This window comes from Pseudomonas sp. PA27(2017) (assembly GCF_001945445.1).
In the GTDB taxonomy this organism is placed as follows: domain Bacteria; phylum Pseudomonadota; class Gammaproteobacteria; order Pseudomonadales; family Pseudomonadaceae; genus Aquipseudomonas.
The window spans coordinates 114,465-136,479 of sequence record NZ_MSXW01000009.1 but is presented as its reverse complement, the minus strand read 5'-3'; the positions used below and the strand labels follow the sequence as shown (position 1 = coordinate 136,479).

At 64.6% G+C, this 22,015-nt stretch carries 19 protein-coding genes; 13 read left to right on the top strand and 6 right to left on the bottom strand.

Translation table 11 applies throughout. From position 1 onward, the window contains the following. Positions 1 to 35: 35 nt before the first annotated feature. Positions 36 to 191 (bottom strand): 50S ribosomal protein L33, encoded by a 156-nt coding sequence (gene rpmG, locus BVH06_RS04370; protein WP_013793373.1) that lies wholly within the window; start codon positions 189 to 191, stop codon positions 36 to 38. A 10-nt stretch (positions 192 to 201) separates the two neighbouring features. Beyond that, a complete protein-coding gene (gene rpmB, locus BVH06_RS04365) occupies positions 202 to 438 on the bottom strand; it encodes a 50S ribosomal protein L28 (protein WP_013793374.1) in 237 nt (78 codons plus the stop codon). A 381-nt stretch (positions 439 to 819) separates the two neighbouring features. Between rpmB and BVH06_RS04360 the strand changes: the two genes are divergently transcribed. Together BVH06_RS04360 and BVH06_RS04355 are read left to right on the top strand one after the other, a co-directional pair. After that, on the top strand, positions 820 to 2,397 hold the full coding sequence (locus BVH06_RS04360) for an ABC transporter substrate-binding protein (RefSeq protein ID WP_075933322.1): 1,578 nt from the start codon (positions 820 to 822) through the stop codon (positions 2,395 to 2,397). A 123-nt stretch (positions 2,398 to 2,520) separates the two neighbouring features. Then, positions 2,521 to 3,882 carry an esterase-like activity of phytase family protein gene (locus BVH06_RS04355; protein WP_139315567.1) on the top strand — a complete coding sequence of 454 codons (1,362 nt, stop codon included), beginning with the start codon at positions 2,521 to 2,523 and terminating at the stop codon, positions 3,880 to 3,882. Positions 3,883 to 3,899: 17 nt separating this feature from the next. On the opposite strand, the gene radC is transcribed toward BVH06_RS04355, so the two are convergent. Further along, positions 3,900 to 4,574, bottom strand: coding sequence for a DNA repair protein RadC (radC, locus tag BVH06_RS04350; protein ID WP_075929361.1), 675 nt, complete (start codon positions 4,572 to 4,574; stop codon positions 3,900 to 3,902). 165 nt (positions 4,575 to 4,739) lie between these two features. Here radC and coaBC point away from each other — a divergent pair, with 165 nt between their 5' ends. The 4 genes from coaBC (at position 4,740) to argB (ending at position 9,967) form a co-directional block, all read left to right on the top strand. Continuing rightward, positions 4,740 to 5,948: a bifunctional phosphopantothenoylcysteine decarboxylase/phosphopantothenate--cysteine ligase CoaBC gene (coaBC, locus tag BVH06_RS04345; RefSeq protein ID WP_075929362.1), complete on the top strand. Its 1,209-nt coding sequence runs from the start codon at positions 4,740 to 4,742 to the stop codon at positions 5,946 to 5,948. A 31-nt stretch (positions 5,949 to 5,979) separates the two neighbouring features. Next, entirely contained in the window at positions 5,980 to 6,435 is a 456-nt protein-coding gene (dut, locus tag BVH06_RS04340) for a dUTP diphosphatase (protein ID WP_075929363.1), read from the top strand. A gap of 1,211 nt (positions 6,436 to 7,646) precedes the next feature. Continuing rightward, the gene (gene algC, locus BVH06_RS25885; RefSeq protein ID WP_218189091.1) at positions 7,647 to 9,038 is read left to right on the top strand and encodes a phosphomannomutase/phosphoglucomutase; all 1,392 of its coding nucleotides are present in this window, start codon (positions 7,647 to 7,649) and stop codon (positions 9,036 to 9,038) included. Positions 9,039 to 9,061: 23 nt separating this feature from the next. Then, on the top strand, positions 9,062 to 9,967 hold the full coding sequence (gene argB, locus BVH06_RS04330) for an acetylglutamate kinase (protein ID WP_027908549.1): 906 nt from the start codon (positions 9,062 to 9,064) through the stop codon (positions 9,965 to 9,967). 214 nt (positions 9,968 to 10,181) lie between these two features. On the opposite strand, the gene BVH06_RS04325 is transcribed toward argB, so the two are convergent. Continuing rightward, a complete protein-coding gene (locus tag BVH06_RS04325; RefSeq protein WP_075933320.1) occupies positions 10,182 to 11,279 on the bottom strand; it encodes a TRAP transporter substrate-binding protein in 1,098 nt (365 codons plus the stop codon). 309 nt (positions 11,280 to 11,588) lie between these two features. Here BVH06_RS04325 and BVH06_RS04320 point away from each other — a divergent pair, with 309 nt between their 5' ends. The 4 genes from BVH06_RS04320 to yihA all read left to right on the top strand — a co-directional run bounded on the left by BVH06_RS04320 (position 11,589) and on the right by yihA (position 15,250). Continuing rightward, entirely contained in the window at positions 11,589 to 12,134 is a 546-nt protein-coding gene (locus BVH06_RS04320) for a TRAP transporter small permease subunit (RefSeq protein ID WP_027908548.1), read from the top strand. Then, complete coding sequence (locus BVH06_RS04315) at positions 12,127 to 13,503, top strand: TRAP transporter large permease subunit (protein WP_075929366.1); 1,377 nt, start codon at positions 12,127 to 12,129, stop codon at positions 13,501 to 13,503. The genes BVH06_RS04320 and BVH06_RS04315 overlap by 8 nt, the downstream gene beginning before the upstream one ends. Positions 13,504 to 13,611: 108 nt before the next feature. Beyond that, positions 13,612 to 14,508, top strand: coding sequence for a D-hexose-6-phosphate mutarotase (locus BVH06_RS04310; protein WP_075933319.1), 897 nt, complete (start codon positions 13,612 to 13,614; stop codon positions 14,506 to 14,508). A gap of 94 nt (positions 14,509 to 14,602) precedes the next feature. Then, entirely contained in the window at positions 14,603 to 15,250 is a 648-nt protein-coding gene (yihA, locus tag BVH06_RS04305; protein WP_075929368.1) for a ribosome biogenesis GTP-binding protein YihA/YsxC, read from the top strand. Between the two features lie 480 nt (positions 15,251 to 15,730). Here yihA and polA read toward each other — a convergent pair whose 3' ends face one another. Then, positions 15,731 to 18,586 (bottom strand): DNA polymerase I, encoded by a 2,856-nt coding sequence (polA, locus tag BVH06_RS04300; RefSeq protein ID WP_075933318.1) that lies wholly within the window; start codon positions 18,584 to 18,586, stop codon positions 15,731 to 15,733. Between the two features lie 75 nt (positions 18,587 to 18,661). On the opposite strand from polA, the gene BVH06_RS04295 reads away from it, so the two are divergent. The 3 genes from BVH06_RS04295 (at position 18,662) to BVH06_RS04285 (ending at position 20,732) form a co-directional block, all read left to right on the top strand. Next, positions 18,662 to 18,946 (top strand): DUF2782 domain-containing protein, encoded by a 285-nt coding sequence (locus BVH06_RS04295; protein ID WP_027908543.1) that lies wholly within the window; start codon positions 18,662 to 18,664, stop codon positions 18,944 to 18,946. A gap of 12 nt (positions 18,947 to 18,958) precedes the next feature. Continuing rightward, positions 18,959 to 19,909, top strand: coding sequence for a homoserine kinase (locus tag BVH06_RS04290; RefSeq protein ID WP_075933317.1), 951 nt, complete (start codon positions 18,959 to 18,961; stop codon positions 19,907 to 19,909). A gap of 157 nt (positions 19,910 to 20,066) precedes the next feature. Beyond that, positions 20,067 to 20,732, top strand: a complete 666-nt coding sequence (locus tag BVH06_RS04285) for a TVP38/TMEM64 family protein (RefSeq protein ID WP_075933316.1) — start codon at positions 20,067 to 20,069, stop codon at positions 20,730 to 20,732. Positions 20,733 to 21,008: 276 nt separating this feature from the next. On the opposite strand, the gene znuA is transcribed toward BVH06_RS04285, so the two are convergent. Next, the gene (znuA, locus tag BVH06_RS04280) at positions 21,009 to 21,935 is read right to left on the bottom strand and encodes a zinc ABC transporter substrate-binding protein ZnuA (protein WP_075933350.1); all 927 of its coding nucleotides are present in this window, start codon (positions 21,933 to 21,935) and stop codon (positions 21,009 to 21,011) included. Positions 21,936 to 22,015 lie beyond the last annotated feature (80 nt).

The window sequence follows — 22,015 nt, the reverse complement described above, 5'->3', positions numbered from 1 at the left end:
CGCCATGGGGCGGGCTTTTCGAGTCAGCCGATCAATTACTTGATCTTGGCTTCCTTGTACGCAACGTGCTTGCGGACGACCGGATCGTATTTCTTGATCTCGATCTTGTCCGGAGTGGTGCGCTTGTTCTTGTCGGTGGTGTAGAAGTGGCCGGTACCGGCGCTGGACACCAAACGGATCAGTTCACGCATGACAGTCTCCTTAAACCTTTTCGCCGCGAGCACGAAGCTCGGCCAGCACTACGTCAATACCACGCTTGTCGATGATGCGCATGCCTTTGGTGGACAGGCGCAGACGTACGAAGCGGTTTTCAGACTCGACCCAGAAGCGGTGATGCTGCAGGTTCGGCAGGAAACGACGACGGGTTTTGTTGTTTGCGTGGGAAATGTTATTCCCGGTTACCGGACCCTTACCGGTAACTTGACAGACTCTCGACATACCTCAGCCCTCTAAAACCACATGCCCAACCCGGCATGGGTTGGCCGCTTAATCTCTGTTTTTCGGCGCTGGGCGCCGCGTTTCTTCAGGGTCTTACCGGTGATAGATCGCGATCAAGCAACCGGGCCCCTAGAAAAGAGCGCTGCTTTATACCAGAAAGCCCCCACAGCAACAAGCGCGAGCGCACTTTAAAATCCAGGCCATTCGGGGCTTGAGCCCCAGGCGTCGGGCATGGACGCGAACGACCGCTCGTCGCCGTATTGCATTGTTAGCCTGCATCTTATCGTTTAGGGTCTGTCCACGCGTTAACGCGACCCTCTCTCCCCTCAGTATTTCATGACCGGCCCGCCGGATGCGCGCCGTTACGTTCAGGAGATCACTATGCGCCTTGCCCTGTTGCCGCTGCTCGTCGCCCCGCTATTCGCCCAGGCCGCGACCCTGAGCGTCTGTACCGAAGCCAGCCCAGATGGCTTCGACGTGGTGCAGTACAACTCCCTGACCACCACCAATGCCTCGGCCGACGTGCTGATGAATCGCCTGGTCGAATTCGACGCCGCCAGCGGCAAGCTGGAGCCGAGCCTGGCCAGCAGCTGGAAGATCTCCGACGACGGCCTGAGCTACACCTTTACCCTGCGCCCGGACGTGCTGCTGCACCGCACCGCCTACTTCAAGCCCAGCCGCCCGACGCTGGAAGCCGACGACGTGCTGTTCAGCTTCCAGCGCATGCTCGACCCCAACCACCCGTGGCACAAGACGGCCACCAGCGGCTATCCCCATGCCCAGTCCATGCAATGGCCGGCGCTGATCAAGACGGTGGAGAAGGTCGACGCACATACTGTACGCATCACCCTGAACAAACCGGACGCGACCTTTCTCGCCACCCTGAGCATGGGTTTTGCCTCCATCTATTCCGCCGAATACGCCGACCAACTGATCAAGGCCGGCACACCGGAAAAACTCAACAGCCAGCCGATTGGTACCGGCCCTTTCGTGTTCAAGCGCTTCCAGAAGGACGCCGCGGTGCGCTACACGGCCAACGCCGACTACTTCGCCGGCAAGCCCGAGGTCGACGAGCTGGTGTACGCCATCACCCCGGATGCCAACGTGCGCCTGCAACGCCTGCGCCGGGGCGAATGCCAGATTGCCCTGTCGCCCAAACCGGTCGACGTCGAAGCGGCGAGCAAGGACGCCGACCTCGACACCGTGAAGACCGCCGCCTTCATGACCGCCTTCGTGGCCATCAACAGCCAGCACCCGCCGCTGGACAAGCCCGCCGTGCGCCAGGCCATCAACCTGGCGTTCGACAAGAGCAGCTACCTCAAGGCCGTGTTCGAGAACAGCGCCGAACCCGCCAACGGCCCTTATCCGCCGAACACCTGGAGCTACGCCAGCGATCTGCCGGGCTACGCCCATGACCCGCAAAAAGCCCGTGACCTGCTCAAAGAGGCCGGGCTGGCCGATGGGTTCAGCACCACCATCTGGACGCGCCCCTCGGGCAGCCTGCTCAACCCCAACCCCAGCCTGGGCGCACAATTGCTGCAGGCCGATCTGGCCGAAGTCGGCATCAAGGCGCAGATCCGCGTGATCGAGTGGGGCGAACTGATCCGCCGCGCCAAGGCCGGCGAGCATGACCTGCTGTTCATGGGCTGGGCCGGCGACAACGGCGACCCGGACAACTTCCTGACCCCGCAGTTTTCCTGTGCCTCGGTGGAGTCCGGCCTGAACTTCGCACGCTTCTGCGACGCCAAGCTCGACAAGCTGATCGCCGATGGCAAGGCGGTCAGCGACCAGGCCAAACGCAGCGCGCTGTACAAGGACGCCCAGGCGATCATCCAGCAGCAGGCGCTGTGGCTGCCGCTGGCCCACCCGACCGCCTATGCCCTGACCCGCAAGGGCGTCGAGGGCTACAGCGTCAGCCCGTTCGGCCGTCAGGATTTCTCCAAGGTCAGCGTGCCGTGACGCAGATGGGCTGCCATCCATGATGGTGGCAGCCCGGCCGCGGTAACCATGCCGGGCTCTGTCACCGGCATGACATACGCCTGCCGCACCCTGTTGGCTTTTCAGCGCAGGGAATCATCAGGTATGCGTCGACTCACTCATCTTCACGCACTACTGGCCAGCACGCTCTGCTGGGCCTCGCTCGCCGCGGCTCAGGACACCGCCACCGACTATCCGGCCACGTTGGCTGGCCATGCCGTGTTGCCGGCCGCCAGCTTCATCCAGCCGCCCGCCGACGCGCCGGCGGATTTCACCCTCAGCGGCAAATTCTCCAACGGTCAGCGCAATGAACAGGTCGGCAGCCTCGAAGGCCTGTCGGCCAATCGCCCCACCGGCCTCTCACTGCCCTTCGAAGGCCAGCCACTGCAGGGTCACTCCGGCATCAAGCACATGCCGGACGGCAGCTTCTGGGTACTCACCGACAACGGCTTCGGCACCAAGGCCAACTCCGCCGACGCCATGCTCTATCTCAACCATTACGCCATCGACTTCAAGAGCGGCGAATTCAAGCGGCTGAACACGGTGTTTCTCAGCGACCCGGACAAGAAGGTCCCGTTCCGCATCGTTCACGAGGGCACGCCGACGCGCTACCTGAGCGGCGCAGACTTCGACCCGGAAAGCGTCCAGTTGATCGGCGATTCCATCTGGATCGGCGACGAGTTCGGCCCCTACCTGATCAAGACAGACATGAAGGGCCGCGTACAGGCGGTGCTCGATGTCGAGGCCGACGGCGAACCGGTGCGCTCGCCCGACAACCCCGCCCTGACGCCCCCCGCCTGGCCGGCCGACGCCATGAACTTCCAGGTGCGCCGCTCCAAGGGCCTGGAGGGTATGGCCGCCGCGAAGGACGGCAGCAAGCTCTACGCGCTTTTGGAAGGCCCGCTGTGGGACGCGGCCAGCAAGGGTGCCGAGCAGCGCGATGGCAAGAACGTATTGCGCGTGCTCGAATTCGATGTCGCCAGCGAGGCCTGGACGGGCCGCCACTGGTTCTACCCGCTGGAGCAACCCGGCCACGCCATCGGCGATTTCAACATGATCGATGCGGCCAGCGGCCTGATCATCGAGCGCGACAATGGTGAAGGCACGCCGGACAAGGCCTGCCCGCCTGGCGAGAAAGGCACCCGCTGTTTTTCGGATATCGCCCGCTTCAAGCGCGTCTACAAGGTCGCTTTCGATGATGGCAACGTCGGCCAGGCCGTGCGCAAGGTCGGCTACATCGACCTGCTCACCATCCAGGACCCGCAGCGCATCGCCCGCAAGCCGCTGAACGACGGCGTGCTGACCTTGCCGTTCTTCACCATCGAGAATGTCGACATCGTCGATGATCGGCATATCGTGGTCGGCAACGACAACAACCTGCCGTTCTCCAGCAGCCGCGAACCGAACAAAGCAGACGACAACGAAATGGTGCTGCTGGAAGTCGGCGAATTGCTCAAGGCCCGCTGACGGCTGCCGAGTCGCCGCTACATCCAGCCGTGCTCGGCCATCGACAGCGGCTCGCCGTCGCCGACGATGAAATGGTCGAGCACGCGCACCTCGACCAGCGCCAAGGCGTCCTTGAGGCGCTGGGTCAGCACCTTGTCTGCCTGGCTCGGCTCGGCGACGCCAGAGGGATGGTTGTGGGTCAGGATCAGCGCCGCTGCATTGTGGGCCAGGGCGCGCTTGACCACCTGCCGCGGGTAGACGCTGGCGCTGTCGATGGAACCGTGAAACAGCGCCTCGAAAGCCAACACCCGGTGCTTGGCATCGAGAAACAGGCAGCCGAACACTTCGTGGGGTTCGTGACGCAGCTGCGCCTTGAGGTAATCGCGCACCGCCTGGGGGCTTTCCAGGGCCGAATCACGGCGCAGTTGTTCGGCCAGGTGGCGACGGCCCATTTCCAGCACGGCCTGCAATTGGGCGAACTTGGCAGGACCAAGGCCCAGGTGCTGGCAGAAGGACGGCAGGTCGGCCTGAAGCAATGCGCGCAGGCTGCCGAAATCGGCGAGCAGGTGGCGCGCGAGGTCCACTGCACTCTGCCCGGCCACGCCGGTACGCAGGAAGATCGCCAGGAGCTCGGCGTCGGTCAGGCTGGCCGCTCCCTGGGCCAGCAATTTCTCCCGCGGGCGCTCTGCCGCAGGCCACTCACGAATGCTCATCGCACGCCCCTTGCCCATCCAGTCCGCTGCCGACGAATCGTCGCCCGGCGCGCCGCTGCCCCCCTGCTGCCGCTGTGCTATCGTAGCCGCGTTTTTCGCGGGGCGCCGGGCCTGGGGAGGTCTCGGGCACCTGCGTCTGTAACTACACACGACAAAGGCAGAGTTATGCAGCGGCTGTATCGCAAACGCATCATCCTCGGCGTGGGTGGCGGCATCGCGGCGTACAAGAGCGCCGAGCTGGTCCGCCGCCTCAAGGATCAGGGCGCCGAAGTGCGCGTGGTCATGACCCAGGGTGGTCGCGAATTCATCACCCCGCTGACCCTGCAGGCGTTGTCCGGCCACCCGGTGCATCTGGATCTGCTCGACCCGGCGGCCGAAGCCGCCATGGGCCATATCGAACTGGCACGCTGGGCCGACCTGGTGCTGATCGCGCCGGCCACCGCCGACCTGATGGCGCGCCTGGCCCAGGGCGTCGCGGATGACCTGCTCACCACCCTGGTGCTGGCTACCGATGCGCCGGTGGCCCTGGCGCCGGCCATGAACCAGGCGATGTGGCGCGACCCGGCCACCTTGGCCAACGTCGAGCTGCTGCGCAGCCGTGGCCTGAAAATGTTCGGCCCGGCCTCCGGTAGCCAGGCCTGTGGCGACGTCGGCCTGGGCCGCATGCTCGAGGCCGACGACCTGGCACACCTGGCCGCCGACTGCTTCGAGCACCTGGCGCTGACCGGCAAACACGTATTGATCACCGCCGGCCCGACCCAGGAAAACATCGACCCGGTGCGCTACATCACCAACCACAGCTCCGGCAAGATGGGCTTCGCCCTCGCCGAGGCAGCCATGGAAGCCGGCGCCAAGGTCACCCTGATCAGCGGCCCGGTGCACCTGGCGACGCCGGATCGGGTCAACCGCATCGACGTGGTCAGTGCCCGCGACATGCTCGCCGCCTGCGAAGCGGCCATGCCCTGCGACATTCTCATCGCCGCCGCGGCGGTGGCCGACTACCGCCCGGAAGTTGTCGCCCAGCACAAATTGAAGAAAGACCCCAACAGTGGCGACGGCCTGCTGTTGCAGATGGTGCGCAACCCCGACATCCTCGCCACCCTGGCGCACCGAGATGATCGCCCGTTCAGCGTCGGTTTCGCCGCCGAAACCGAGAACCTTCTGGAGTACGCCTCGCGCAAGCTCAAGGACAAGAACCTCGACCTGATCGTCGCCAACGACGTGGCCAACCCGAGCATCGGTTTCAACAGCGAAGACAACGCGATCACCATCATCGATCGCGCGCTGCACCAGACCAGCTTTGCGCAGACCAGCAAGGGCAAGATCGCCCGCCAACTGGTGAGTTTCATCGCCGCGCAGCAACCCAAACACTGACATTCATTCGCACGGAAACCCTGATCGCCCCATGCACGCCCTACAAGCCAAGATCCTCGACCCCCGCCTCGGCAGCGAATTCCCCATGCCCGCCTACGCCACGCCCGGTTCGGCCGGCCTGGATCTGCGCGCCATGCTCAAGGAAGACCTGACCCTGGAACCGGGCCAGACCGTGCTGATTCCCACCGGCCTGGCGATACACGTCGCCGATCCGGGCCTGGCCGCCCTGATCCTGCCGCGCTCCGGCCTGGGCCACAAACACGGCATCGTGCTCGGCAATCTGGTTGGCCTGATCGACTCGGACTACCAGGGCGAGCTGATGGTGTCGTGCTGGAACCGCGGCAACAGCGCGTTCAAGATGGCCGTGGGTGAACGTATCGCCCAACTGGTGCTGGTACCGGTCATCCAGGCACGTTTCGAGGTGGTCGAGGAATTCGACGACAGCGAACGCGGTGCCGGTGGATTCGGCCACTCGGGCACCAAGTGATCCCCTTCTAGCTCGCCAGGAGACGTCGGATGAAAGGCTTCAAACGCGCGCCCAAGGAAGAACGCCCCGGCGACTCGAAACCCGCCACTCGCGGCCAGAGCAAGGCATCGGCCGACCTGGCCCCCGGCGTGATCGCCGCCGCCCTTGGCGTGGCCCTGGCCGGTGCCATCCTGTGGTTCGCCGCGGTGAGCCCGGCGCAAGAGTTACAGCAGCAACAGCTCAGCCAGGCCTGGGGCAGCAGCCAGGCGGCCAGCCTGCAGCAAGCCCTCAAGCAACTCAGCGCCGACACCCTCGCCGCAGCGCGCAACCCGGCGCTCTCGCAAGCCCTGCAGAGTGGCGATGACGCCCAGGTGCGCAATGCCGAGAACGGCCTGCGCTACTGGAATGGTGTAGTCGATGCCCAGCTCAACCTGCCTGGCCAGGCGGTTCCGGACAGCTCGCGCAGCGCGCCGATGAACTTCGCCGCGCTGGACTTGCTGCGCCGCCTGGAAGCCGGTCAGGCGCCGGCCGTGGAAGCCTACAAGGTCGGTGAGCGCTGGCTGGCCTACAGCGTGGCGCCGGTACGCCAGGACGACAAACAGCCCATGGTCGGCACGCTGCTGCTGGCCGTCGACCTCAACCGGCTGCTCGGCAACCTGCCGCCAATGCCGGCGGACGTCGGGCAGATCCAGCTGGTGCAACGCTTCGATGCCGGCGCCGCCCAGGTGCTGGCCCAGCGCGGCCAGGCCGAAGGCGCGCCCCAGGTGTTCGCCACCGGCAACCCGCACTGGACGCTGAACTTCACGCCGGCCTCAGGCCTCGGCGCCTCAGGCCTGTCGCCCCTGTTGCTGGGCCTCGCGCTGCTGGTTGCGCTGATCGGTGCGCTGGCCGGTCTTTATCTGACCCAACGCAGCCTGCAGCAGCGCCTGGATCGCGATACTGCGCAATTGGCCGAACTGGTTAAAGAACTCTCCGCGGGCAAAGCCGTCAAAGCCTTCAGCTTGAGCCTGCCCGCCCTGCACCACCTGGCACAGAGCCTGAGCCGACTGCCCCGTCGCGCCCAGGAACCCGTGGCGACCCGCCCGGACATCACCGCCAGTGAAATACCCAGTAGTCGCGTCGCAGCCAAGCCGGCGGATCTCGTGAATCCGCTGTTTCAAGACACCGATATTCTCGATATCGACATTCTCGACGACGACCAGGATCTCCTGGGACTGGAGCAGACACCGATCATGACCGCGCCGCAAGCCCCGAAACTCCCAGCAGACATCTTCCGAGCCTATGACATCCGCGGTGTGGTGGGCGCAGGCCTGACCCCAGAAACCGCCTACTGGATCGGCCGCGCCATCGGCTCGCAAAGCCTGGCCGAAGGCGAGCCGAACGTCGCCGTTGGCCGCGACGGCCGCCTGTCCGGCCCGAGCCTGGTGGAACAGCTGATTCAGGGCGTGGCCGACAGTGGCTGCCAGGTCAGCGACGTCGGCATGGTGCCGACCCCGGTCGTCTACTTCGCCGCCCACGTGCTGGCCGGCAAGACTGCGGTGATGCTCACCGGCAGCCACAACCCGCCGGACTACAACGGCTTCAAGATCGTCATCGCCGGCGACACCCTGGCCAACGAACAGATTCAGGCGCTGAAGACCCGCATCGACACCAACGACCTGAGTAGCGGCGAAGGCAGCGTCGAGCGCGTCGATCTGCTGCCACGTTATCTGGAGCAGATCCGCAGCGACATCGCCATGGCCAAGCCGCTGCGCGTGGTGGTCGATTGCGGCAACGGCGCTGCCGGGGTGATCGCCCCGCAGCTGATCGAGGCGCTGGGCTGCAAGGTGATCCCGCTGTACTGCGAGGTCGACGGCAACTTCCCCAACCACCACCCGGATCCGGGCAAGCCCGAGAACCTGATCGACCTGATCGCCAAGGTCAAGGAAGAGAATGCCGACGTCGGCCTAGCCTTCGACGGCGATGGCGACCGCGTGGGCGTGGTCACCAACACCGGCACCATCGTCTACCCGGACCGCCTGCTGATGCTGTTCGCCAAGGACGTGGTGTCGCGCAACCCGGGCGCCGACATCATCTTCGACGTCAAATGCACCCGCCGCCTGACCCCGCTGATCAGCGGCTACGGCGGTCGCCCGGTAATGTGGAAAACCGGTCACTCGCTGATCAAGAAGAAGATGAAGGAAACCGGCGCCCTGCTGGCCGGCGAGATGAGCGGCCACGTGTTCTTCAAGGAACGCTGGTTCGGTTTCGACGACGGCATCTACGCTGCCGCGCGCCTGCTGGAAATCCTCAGCCAGGACAAGCGCACCGCCGAGCAGGTGTTCGCCGCGTTCCCGAACGACGTGTCGACCCCGGAAATCAACGTGCAGGTCACCGAGCAGACCAAGTTCCCGATCATCGAGCGCCTGCAGCGTGAAGGTCAGTGGGGCGAAGGCAGTGTGACCAACCTCGACGGTGTGCGCGTCGATTACCCCAAAGGCTGGGGCCTGGTGCGTGCATCCAACACCACGCCGGTGCTGGTGCTGCGCTTCGAAGCGGAAAGCCAGGCCGAGCTGGAGCGGATCCAGGAGCTGTTCCGCTCGCAGATGCACAACGTCGCCCCTGACGTCCAACTACCGTTCTGACCCGTCCAGCACTGGAGCCCCACATGACCCTAGAGCGTGAAGCCGCCACCAACGTCGCCAAGGTGCTGTCCGAAGCACTGCCCTACATCCGCCGCTTCGTTGGCAAGACCCTGGTGATCAAATACGGCGGCAACGCCATGGAAAGTGATGACCTGAAGGAAGGCTTCGCGCGCGACATCGTGCTGATGAAGGCGGTGGGCATCAACCCGGTGGTGGTTCACGGCGGCGGCCCGCAGATCGGCGACCTGCTCAAGCGCCTGAGCATCGAAAGCCACTTCATCGATGGCATGCGCGTCACCGACGCGGCGACCATGGACGTGGTGGAAATGGTGCTCGGCGGCCAGGTCAACAAGGACATCGTCAACCTGATCAACCGTCATGGCGGCAGCGCCATCGGCCTGACCGGTAAAGACGCCGAGCTGATCCGTGCACGCAAGCTCACCGTCAGCCGGCAGACGCCGGAAATGACCCAGCCGGAAATCATCGACATCGGCCATGTTGGCGAAGTCACCGGGGTGAACACCGACCTGTTGAACATGCTGGTCAAGGGCGACTTCATTCCGGTGATCGCACCGATTGGCGTAGGCCCCAAAGGCGAGTCGTACAACATCAACGCCGACCTGGTGGCCGGCAAGGTGGCCGAAGCGCTGAAAGCCGAGAAGCTGATGCTGCTGACCAACATCGCCGGCCTGATGGACAAGCAGGGCGAAGTGCTGACCGGGCTGAGCACCGAGCAGGTCAACGAGCTGATCGCCGACGGCACCATCTACGGCGGCATGCTGCCGAAGATCAAGTGCGCCCTGGAAGCGGTGCAGGGTGGTGTGACCAGCTCGCACATCATCGACGGTCGCGTGCCGAATGCGGTGCTGCTGGAGATCTTCACCGATGTGGGTAACGGCACCATGATCAGCAATCGCAAGCGTCCCTGACCGCGGTTCGTGAAACGAAAAACGCCGGCCTCGTAGCCGGCGTTGTCATTTCTGCAGCATCAACTTCGCGCAGTTTTATCGGCTCTGACTGCTAGGTGACCCTATCCGGTGGGAGCGGGCCATGCCCGCGAAAAAATCACGGGCATGGACTGGGTGTCCGCACCCGTTCCCACAGGTAAAGCTACGATGGCAGCTTCTGCCTTCACTCGACCCATCACCGAATCGCGTAGATATCCTTCTCGTTCGCTTCGGCGTATTCGTACAGGCGCGCCAGGTAGGCCTTCTGCTGCTCCCAGACCTTTTGCGCGGCAGGATCCGCGGCGGCGGTGGCGTCAACCACCTCGGCCGAGACTTCCTTGAGCCTGGCGAGCACGTCATCCGGCAGGCGGCGCACATCGACGCCGTCCTTCTTCAGTTGCTCCATGGCTTCCATGTTCTTGGCGTTGTAATCGTCGAGCATGTCGCCGTTGACGTCGCGGGCGGCGGCGCGAACGATGGCCTGCAGGTCCGCCGGCAGGGTATCCCAGGCCTTGAGGTTGACGTCCAGCTCGAAGGTGACGTTCGGCTCCTGCCAGCCCGGCGTGTAGTAATACTTGGCCGCTTTGTGCAGGCCCAGGGCCTGGTCGTTGTATGGCCCGATCCACTCGGTGGCGTCGATGGTGCCGGTCTGCAGGGCGGTGAAGATTTCACCGGCCGGCATGTTCACCACGGTACCGCCGACCTTGGTCAGCACTTCGCCGCCCAGGCCCGGGGTGCGCATCTTCAGGCCCTTGAGGTCATCGACCGAGTTGATTTCCTTGTTGAACCAGCCGGCGGTCTGCACGCCGGTGGCACCGCAGGCCATCGGCAGCACACCGTAGGGTTTGTAGACCTCTTCCCAGAGCTGGATGCCGCCACCGTAGTGCAGCCAGGCGTTCATTTCCTGGGCGTTGGGGCCGAACGGCAGGGCGCAGAAGAACTGGGCCGCGGGCACCTTGCCTTTCCAGTAGTAGGGCGCGCCGTGGCCCATTTCCGCGGTGCCGCGCGAGACCGCATCGAACACTTCGAGAGCCGGCACCAGCTCACCGGCGGCGTAGATCTTGATCTTCAGGCGACCATTGCTCATCTGCTCGACGAGCCTGGCGAAACGCTCGGCGCCGACGCCTACTCCAGGGAAGTTCTTCGGCCAGGAAGTGACCATCTTCCAGTTGAAGGTCTTGGCCTCGGCGGCCGGCTTGGACGCGTCAGCAGCGCCGGCCTCCTCCTTGCACCCGACCAGCGCTCCTGCAGCGATGCCGATACCTGCCGCTGCCAGTATTTGGCGACGTTTCATAGGTAACTCCTTGTTGTTGTAATAATGACCCGTGGGCCGTTCCAGCCCAATGCACAGTGGCGATCCGCCAACCGCCCCGCGCGCCAATCCTAGTACCGGGCGCCGGCCAGACAGGATCGGCAAGTGTTTCAACCCATGTCTAGCCAATGGCCATCAGCCCCCTCGGAAGGCTCAAGACCGATGCTTCCAGGTCATTCGACAAATCATGGCAAACCGCGCCAACCGGCCTGGGCGCCATTGCCGTACGCGCGAAGCGCCGCCTAAAATCCCCCGCTTTTCGCTCTTTTTCGATAACTATAAGGACGCATCATGTCCAACACGCCTTCACTTCCTCTGGGGATCGCACGGGTCATCGACGCCGTGAACTTCCGCTTCGGCCAGGCCTGCTCCTGGTTGACCCTGTTTCTGGTACTCGGCACGGCCCTGGTGGTGATCCTGCGCTATGGCATGAACCTGGGCGCCACTGCGCTGCAGGAAGCCGTGCTCTACGCCCACGCGCTGGTGTTCATGGGCGCCTCGGCCTGGGCACTGCAGCGTAACGCCCATGTGCGTGTGGATATCTTCTACCAGCAGTTCAGCGGCCGCCGGCAGGCGCTGGTGGAGGTGCTCGGCACCCTGTTCCTGCTGCTGCCGGTGTGCCTGTTCCTGGGCTGGGCGAGCTGGGACTACGTGGCCAACTCCTGGTCGACCCGCGAGGGCTCGAGCGAGTCGGGGGGGCTGAAATTCGTCTACCTGCAGAAGAGCATCATTCTGGTGCTGGTGGTCAGCCTCACGCTGCAGGGCATTTCCAATCTGATCAAGGCGATCTACCTGTTGTGCGGCGTGCTGCCGGAGCAGGAGGTGAAACATGGCTGAAGTCATGTCGATCCTGCTGTTCGTCAGCATCTGCCTGGTGTTGATGGGCGGCTACCCGGTGGCCTTCACCCTGGCCGGGGTGTCGCTGCTGTTCGCCGGTATCGGCGTGGTCACCGGCACCTTCGACGCCGGGTACCTGAGCGCCCTGCCCAACCGCCTGTTCGGCATCATGAACAACCAGACCATGCTGGCCGTGCCGCTGTTCGTGTTCATGGGCGTGATGCTGGAAAAGTCCAAGGTCGCCGAAGACCTGCTCGAGTCGATGTCGCGCCTGTTCGGCGGCATCCGCGGCGGCCTGGCGATTTCGGTGTGCTTAGTGGGCGCATTGCTCGCCGCCAGTACCGGCATCGTCGGCGCCACGGTGGTAACCATGGGCCTGCTGGCCCTGCCGACCCTGCTCAAGCGCGGCTTCGATCCCGCTGTGGCGACCGGCACCCTGGCCGCCACCGGCACCCTGGGGCAGATCATTCCACCGTCCATCGTGCTGGTGCTGCTGGGTGATGTGATGTCCAGCGCCTACCAGCAGGCGCAGCTGCGCATGGGCATCTTCTCGCCCAAGACGGTATCGGTCGGCGACCTGTTCATGGGCGCACTGATACCGGGTCTGCTGCTGGTGGTGCTGTACGTCGTCTACCTGATTCTGGTGGCGATCTTCCAGCCGAAGAAGATGCCCGTGGTGCCCAAGGAAGAGCTGGGCGAGGTGCAATGGGGCAAGCTGCTCGGCTCTCTGGTGCCGCCGCTGGCGCTGATCATCGCGGTGCTCGGCTCGATTCTCGCCGGTTACGCCACGCCCACCGAGGCCGCTGCCATCGGTGCCGTCGGCGCGACCCTGCTGGCGCTGTTCAAGGGCCAGCTGAGCCTGCCGCAGCTGCGCAGCGTAGCCCAGGGCACCACGGAAATTTCCAGCATGGTGTTTCTGATCCTGATCGGCGCCTCGCTGTTCTCCCTGGTGTTCCGTGGTTTCGGCGGTGAAGCGCTGATCGAGGACGTGTTCAAGCAGTTGCCAGGCGGCGTGCTCGGCGCGTTCTTCCTGGTCATGCTGGTGATTTTCCTGCTGGGCTTCATTCTCGATTTCATCGAGATCATCTTCGTGGTGGTGCCCATCGTCGGCCCGGTGCTGCTGGCCATGGGCCTGGACCCGGTATGGCTGGGCGTGATGATCGCCCTCAACCTGCAGACCTCGTTCCTCACCCCGCCCCTGGGTTTCTCGTTGTTCTACCTGCGCGGCGTCACACCCCGTACGGTGAGTACCGCGACCATGTACCGCGGGGTGATTCCGTTCATCATCATCCAGCTGATGATGCTGGTCATCGCCTACCAGTTCCCGGCGCTGATCACCTGGCTTCCGACCCAGGTCTACGGCTCGTAAACTGTGCGGCAACGCAAAACGCCCGTCTCGACGGGCGTTTTTCATGGCGCTGGCGAACCTCCCCGCCGCGCCGTGGCCCAACAGCCAACCTATTCAGGAGCAGCCCCCATGAGCACCTCGAACGAACGCATTCAACTGGGCGATCTGGCCTGCTGGCGCATCCAGCATGCCGGCGCCGAACTCGTGGTCAGCGAACAGGGCGCGCAGATCCTGCGCTATCAGCCGGCCAAGGGCGAACCGCTGATCTGGCTCAGCGACGAGGCGGCCTATGAAGCCGGAAAAAGCGTGCGCGGCGGTGTACCGGTGTGCTGGCCCTGGTTCGGCGACCTGCAGCGCAATCCCGAAGCGATCCGCGCCAGCCATGCGCGCCCGGCCGATGCGCCGGCCCACGGTCTGGTGCGTGACCGTGACTGGCAGTTGATCGGCCTCAACACCGAAGAAGACGGCGTGACCCTGTCGTTCGCTTTCGACACCGCTGCCGAGCCGATCGCCGAATGGCCACATGCCGCCGAGCTGCAGTTGGACATTCACCTCGGCGATCGCCTGACGCTGAGCCTGACCACCCGCAACCTGGGCGACAGTGAACTGCCGATCAGCCAGGCGCTGCACACCTATTTCGCGGTCAGCGACATTCGCCAGGTGCGCATCGAAGGACTGGAGGGCTGCAGCTACGTCGACACACTGCAAGACTGGAAAACCGTACGTCAGCAAGGTGCGGTGACCTTCACCGGAGAAACCGACCGCATCTACCTCGATACGCCGCCGCAGTTGAGCATCGTCGACTCCCTCTGGAAGCGACGCATTTTCATGCGCAGCCAGGGCTCGGGCTCGGCGGTGGTGTGGAACCCATGGATCGACAAGGCCAGGCGCCTATCGCAATTCGCCGATGACGCCTGGCAGGGCATGCTCTGCATCGAGCACGCCAACGTGCTGGACGACTCGCTGATTCTCGCCCCGGGCGCCGAGTACCGCCTCGACGTGACGCTGTGGGCGCAACCACTTTGAGATGACGTGCCATGGCGGCAGTCAGGCGGCGCGGGTCAGCGAGTCGCCAGCCTGATAGACTGCCGCGATGCACGCCCCTCCACCGGAAACTCCGATGCACGCAAAGAACCCCGCAATCGGCTTGTGTCAGCAAGCCACCTTTCTGATCAGCGCCGCCAAGGTCGACCAGTGCCCGGACGACCAGGGCTACGAAGTCGCCTTCGCCGGGCGCTCCAACGCCGGCAAGTCCAGCGCGCTGAACACCCTGACCCACGCCAGCCTGGCACGCACCTCGAAAACCCCGGGGCGCACCCAGCTGCTGAACTTCTTCCGCCTGGATGACGAACGCCGCCTGGTCGACCTGCCCGGCTATGGCTACGCCAAGGTGCCGATTCCGCTCAAGCAACACTGGCAGAAGCACCTCGAAGCCTATCTGGGCAGCCGCGAGAGCCTGCGCGGGCTGATCCTGATGATGGACATCCGCCACCCGCTGACCGAGTTCGACCGCATGATGCTCGACTGGTCCGGCGCCAGCGGCATGCCCATGCACATCCTGCTGACCAAGGCCGACAAGCTGGCCTTCGGCGCGGCGAAGACCACCTTACTCAAGGTGCAGCAGGAGATCCGCAAGGGCTGGGGCGAGCACGTCAGCATCCAGCTGTTCTCGGCGCCAAAGCGCATCGGCGTGGAAGACGCGCAAACCGTTCTGGGTCACTGGCTGGGCCTGATCGGCGACGAGGAAGGGGAGCAACACCAAGAATAACCTCACTCCCGTAGCCCGTGGTTGAGCATAGCGATACCCGGGAGCGGGATTGAGTGTTGTCGTGCTTACCAGCGTCTCCTGGGTATCGCTTCGCTCAACACCAGGCTACCAACGCCCCGCCTTGCGCGGGGCGTTTTGCATTGCGCTCTGGCGAAGAGCGGCTAGGCTCGAGGAAGGAGCTGGGGGGATGGGGAGCTGCCGGCAGTTTCCTGCAGGCAAAAAAAACCCCGAACTTCGTATGGGGAGGGAGAAGATCGGGGTTTAAGAGTCTGAACCGCTAGGGCGGGGTTCAGATGTCTGCCAACACTTAACACAACAAAGGAGCATCGAAGGGCTTTATGGGCCATTCCCAAACTCTGACCGGGTGGACAGAAGTAAAGTTCAGCGGTGCTTAGATTCCTTTGTTTGGTCTTGATGCCGATTAAGACCACACGGTACTAACTGATAACGGGACGCAGCCGCGTCCCTTTTTCATGGGCGTCAGTGTGCTTCATCCCAGTTATTGCCCACGCCGACCTCGACCAGCAGCGGCACATCGAGCTTCACGGTTTCGCCCATCAGTGGGCGAATCTGCGCGCTGACCTGCTCGACCAGATCCTCGCGAACCTCGAGTACCAGTTCATCGTGTACCTGCAGGATCACCCGGGCATCCAGGCCGGATTCGGTCAGCCACTCATCCACGGCGACCATGGCCTTCTTGATGATATCGGCAGCCGTGCCCTGCATCGGCGCGTTGATCGCCGTGCGCTCGGCCCCGGCGCGCTCCTGCGGGCGGCTCGACTTGATCGCTGGCAAGTACAGGCGCCGACCGAACAGGGTTTCCACGTAGCCCTGCTCTGCCGCCTGGTGGCGCGTGCGGTCCATGTACTCACGCACGCCTGGGTAGCGGGTGAAGTAGGTTTCGATGTATGCCTTGGCGGTCTTGCCGTCGACGCCGATGTCCTTGGCCAGCTTCTGCGCGCCCATGCCGTAGATCAGCCCGAAGTTGATCGCCTTGGCGCTGCGCCGCTGGTCGTTGCTGACCTGATCGAGCTCGACCTTGAAGACTTCCGCAGCGGTCGCGGTGTGCACGTCGAGGTTGTCGCGGAAGGCGTTCATCAGCCCTTCGTCGCGGGACAGGTGCGCCATGATGCGCAACTCGATCTGCGAGTAGTCCGCCGACACCAGCTTGTAGCCCTTCGGCGCCACGAAGGCCTGGCGAATGCGCCGGCCTTCGGCGCTGCGCACCGGGATGTTCTGCAGGTTCGGGTCGCTGGATGACAGCCGCCCGGTTGATGCCACGGCCTGTTGATAACTGGTGTGGATGCGCCCGGTGCGCGGGTTGATCTGCTCCGGCAGGCGGTCGGTGTAGGTGCTCTTGAGCTTGCTCAGGCTGCGGTACTGCATCAGTACCTTGGGCAGCTCGTAATCCTGCTCGGCCAGTTCGACGAGTACCGCCTCGGCGGTCGAGGCCTGCCCCTTGGCGGTCTTGCTGATGATCGGCAAACCAAGCTTTTCATAGAGGATGGCGCCCAGCTGCTTGGGCGAGCCGAGGTTGAACTCCTCGCCGGCCACCTGGAAAGCCTGGCGCTCCAGGGCCACCAGCTTCTCGCCCAGCTCCTGGCTGTGCTCGCCCAGCAGCTTGGCATCGACCAGCGCGCCATTGCGCTCGATTCGCGCCAGCACCGGCACCAGGGGAATCTCGATATCGCGCAGCACGCCGGCCAGGCTCGGAATATCTTCCAGGCGCGCCCACAGGTTCTGGTGTAGGCGCAGGGTCACGTCAGCATCCTCGGCGGCGTACGGCCCGGCCTGCTCGAGGGCGATCTGGTCGAAGGTCAGCTGCTTGGCGCCCTTGCCGGCGATGTCCTCGAAACGGATGGTGCTGTGGCCCAGGTACTTGAGCGAAAGGCTGTCCATGTCGTGACGGGTGGCGGTGGAGTCCAGCACGTAAGACTCAAGCATGGTGTCGAAGGCCACGCCCTGTACGTTGATCGGCGTGCTGGCATTGGCCAGCACGTTGATGTCGTACTTGGCGTGCTGGCCGACCTTGGCCTTGGCCGGATCTTCGAGAATCGGCTTGAGTGCGCGCAGCACCGCGTCGCGGTCCAGTTGCTGCGGCACGCCCATGTAGCTGTGCGCCACCGGCACGTATACCGCCTCACCGGCCTTGACCGCAAAGGACAGGCCGACCAATTGCGCCTGCTGGGCATCGACGCTGGTGGTTTCGGTATCGAAGGCGATCAGCTCGGCCTGCTTGAGATCCTCCAGCAGGGTATCGAACTCGCCTTGGTCGAGGATGGTGCGGTACTCGCCGGTGACCACCGATGGCTGATCTTCGCCAGCAGCCGGCGTGGCGGCAGCCTGGACCGCTGGCACCTCGCCCGCATCCGCACTGGCCGTCGCGCTGAACAAATCGCCAGCAGGCGGCGCCATTTCGGAGCGGGCAGCCGCCTTGGTCTTGGGTGCGGCAGACTTGTTCTGGCGCAGCAGCTCGTCGAGCCAGCCCTTGAACTCCAGCTGTTCGTAGAGCGCGGTCAGGGCCTCGATGTCCGGCTCGCCGGGCATCAGTTGCGAGCAGTTCAGGTCCAGCGGCACGTCCAGCTTGATGGTCGCCAGTTGGTAGGACAGGTAGGCCATCTCGCGGTGCTCTTCGAGCTTGGCGGGCAGGGTCTTGGCGCCACGAATCGGCAGGCCGGGCACCTTGTCGAGGTTGGCGTAGATCACGTCGAGGCCGCCGCCGACGCCGACCAGCAGCCCCAAGGCGGTCTTCTCGCCGACGCCCGGCACGCCGGGAATGTTGTCGATCTTGTCGCCCATCAGCGCCAGGTAATCGATGATCAGCTCGGGGCCGACGCCGAACTTCTCCTTCACACCCTCGATGTCGTAGACGCTGCCGGTCATGGTGTTGACCAGGGTGACGTGCTTGCACACCAGCTGCGCCATATCCTTGTCGCCGGTCGAGATCACCACGTCACGGCCTTCGGCGGCGCTCTGCCGGGCCAGGGTGCCGATCACGTCGTCGGCTTCCACGCCCTCCACGCACAGCAGCGGCAGCCCGAGGCCGCGCACACTGGCGTGCAGCGGCTCGACCTGCAGGCGCAGCTCGTCGGGCATCGGCGGGCGATTGGCCTTGTAGTCGGCGAACAGCTCGTCGCGAAAGGTGCCGCCCTTGGCGTCGAACACCACCGCGAAGGGGCTGTCGGGGTACTGGCGGCGCAGGCTGCGCAGCATGTTCAGCACACCTTTCACGGCGCCGGTGGGCAGCCCCTTGGAGTTGGTCAAAGGCGGCAGGGCATGGAAGGCGCGGTACAGATAAGAAGAACCGTCGACCAGGACGAGGGGAGCTTGGCTCATGAGGGCAATCAACCTTTTCGGCGGGCGTGGCGCTAGAATACAAAGCACCGTTGATATCAAAGGGACAAGGTTACCATGGGACCATTCAATCGCTTGATCCTGCTTGCCGTGCTGGCAGCCGTGCCGTTCGCCTCGCAGGCCAGTGATGCGCCCTCGGCCGAGCCCGACGTAACCATCCGCCAGGACGGCGATCGCACCGTGGAGGAATACCGGGTCAACGGATTCCTCTACGCCATCAAGGTCACCCCGAAAGGTGGCAAACCCTATTTCCTGGTACGGGCCGACGGCAGCGACGGCAACTTCGTGCGTTCCGATTCGCCGGATATGTTGATTCCGGCCTGGGAAATCTTCAGCTGGTAAGGCAGTCAATTCATGTCGGTGTTCACCCCGCTGCAACGTCCGCAACTGGAAACCTTTCTCGCGCCCTACGGGCTCGGTCGCCTGCTCGACTTCCAGGGTATCGAGGCCGGTAGCGAGAACAGCAATTTCTTCGTCAGCCTGGAACAGGGCGAGTTCGTGCTGACCCTGATCGAGCGCGGCCCCAGCGAGGACCTGCCGTTCTTCATCGAGCTGCTCGACATCCTGCATGACGCAGGGCTGCCGGTTCCGTATGCCCTGCGAACCGACAGCAACGAGGCGCTACGCACCCTGGCCGGCAAGCCGGCGCTGTTGCAACCGCGGCTGAGCGGCAGGCACATTCGCGACGTCAACGCCCAGCATTGCCATGAAGTCGGCGAGCTGCTGGCGCGCATTCACCTGGCGACCCGCGACCACCCGCTGCAGCGCAAGAGCGACCGTGGCCTGGAATGGATGCTGCGCGAGGGCAAGGTGCTGGCCACTCACCAGACGCCGGAGGCCACCGCACTGCTGGAAAGCGCCCTGGCGGAAATCGCCGCCGTGCAGGATCAGGTGCGCAAACTGCCGCGCGCCAACCTGCACGCCGACCTGTTCCGCGACAACTGCATGTTCGAAGGCACCCACCTGAGCGGCGTGATCGACTTCTACAACGCCTGCTCGGGGCCGATGCTCTACGACCTGGCGATAACCGTGAACGACTGGTGCTCGGACGAGCAAGGCCGCCTGGATGAAGCGCGCGCCCGCGCGGTGATGGGCGCCTATGCGGCCCTGCGCCCGTTCACTGCCGCCGAAGCCGAGATCTGGCCGGCCATGCTGCGCATCGCCTGCGTGCGTTTCTGGCTGTCGCGGCTGATCGCTGCCGAGGCCTTCGCCGGTCAGGACGTGCTGATCCATGATCCGGGCGAGTTCGAACGTCGCCTGGCCGCACGCCAGCAGGTCAGCCTGGCATTGCCTTTCGCGCTATAGACGCAGAATGTGACGAAATGGTGGCGCCTCGCTCAGGCGCCGCCCTTGTCCGTGCCCAACCCTTGTCCCTATGCTGCGCCACTCGATCGCCTGCGGCTGCCCGCCGTCCTGGGCTCGCCTGAGGTCGAGTCAGCCGTACGACCTTACAAGGGCCACCATGCAATCACCCTCACCCAAGCATCTCCGGCGCTCGACGCCCGCCATCTGGGCCCGCCGTGCGCTGGGCGCGGCCACCTTGCTGGTACTCGCCGTGCTCATCTGGAACGCCTGGGATCATCAGGCATTCATCGCCTGGCGCGAAGAAGCCGGCGTGGTGCCCTTCTTTCTGGCCATGGCCCTGCTGCCTGCGCTGGGCGTGCCGATCACACCGTTCTTCATCGTTGCCGGCGCGACCTTCGGCACCTTCGTGGGGCTCACCGGTAGCGCCATCGCCCTGTCAGCCAACCTGGTGCTCTGCTACTGGATCGCCCGCAGCGGCCTGCGCCCCTGGCTGACCCGGCTGCTGGAGCGCACCCGCTACGACATTCCGGACTTCGAAGAAGGAAAGGGCGCGCTGCGCTTCACGCTCCTGGTCAAACTGGCCCCGGGCGTTCCGATCTTCGTCAAGCATTACCTGCTGGGCATGGCTGGCGTGCCCTTCTGGATCTACTTCGCGGTGTCCGGGGCGATCACCGGCCTGTATGCCGGGGCCTTCGTGGTGCTGGGCGATTCGTTGCTGGAGCACGACCTGGGCACCAGCGCGATGGCGCTGGCCGTGCTGGCGGCAGTCGCGCTGGCGATCTACCTGTGGCGCCGGCGCGTCGGTAAACGGTCGGCCGACTGACTGCCAAGCCCTAGGGCCTGTTGACACTACCGCGCAAGCCGCGTTGCTGCGAAAAATCTCGCCAGGCTAGGCGGAGGACGCAGGGAATGGTTGTTCCCTTGCCAAGTCCTCCAACAACGCATGGCGAGATTTCTCGCGCAACCCGAAGGGCCGGACCCGTTTTGCCGCAATGCGGCGTTTCTCGCCGGCTCATTTAGCCCGCTAAACTTCGCGGCTCGTGCCTTGCCTTGCGGCAAAACGGGCTCCGGCGCGGTCGTGCGGAAGTGTTAACAGGCCCTAGAGCTTGCCCAGGCAGGCGCTGTACCCATCGGCCAGGGTCTGCAGCATGCGTTCGTATCCCGACGCGTCAACGGGCGCTGCGGCCCCCATGGCATCGAGCTCGGCCAGGGTCGCCGGCAGGCCGGCGGTCAGGGTTTCGGCCAGGCGCGGGCGCAGCGGCGGCTCGCTGAACACGCAGCTCGGCCCGACTTCCTGCAAGCGCTCACGCATGGCCGCCACATGGCGGGCGCCGGGCTGTACTTCGCTGGCGACGCTGAACACGCCGACATGCCTGAGGCCGTGGGCAGCCTCGAAGTAATCGAAGGCTTCGTGGAACACGAAAAACGGCTTGGCAGCCAAAGGCTCCAGCTGAGCCTTCAGCCGTGGTTCCAGAACATCCAGGCGCTTGCCGAACGATTCCAGGTTGGCCTGATAGCGCGCGGCGTTGGCCGGGTCGGCCTTGGCGAGGTCAGCTGCCATGCGCGCGGCGATCACCCGGGCATTGGCCGACGACAACCACAGGTGGGCGTCCAGGCTGCCAGGGCGATGGTCATGGTCGTGCTCGTCGGCGGCTGCCTGCGCTTGCTCGGCCTCGTGATCGTGATCGTGATCGTGATCGTGCTCCTCGCCGAAGTGACGCAATGTCATGTCCGGCAGGCTCTGCACCGCCACGCTGGGCTTCTCGCGGGTCGCCAGCACGCGGGGCATGAAGCTCTCCATGTCCGGACCGATCCAGTACAGCAGGTCCACTTCCTGCACCCGACGCATGTCGGATGGGCGCAGCGCGTAGTGGTGCGGCGATGCGCCCGGCGGCAACAGCACGTCAGGCTTGCCCACGCCGTCCTGCACCGCGGCGGCGATCAGTTGCAGGGGCTTGATGCTGGTCAGCACGCGCACCTCGGCCTGGGCAGAACCCACGACAAACAGCAGGGCGAAGGAGATCATCAACGAACGTGGAGAAAGCAGGCGCGGCAACATAGGCAGGAGATTCGGTCAGCAGGCGAAAGGAGTAATACAATAACATC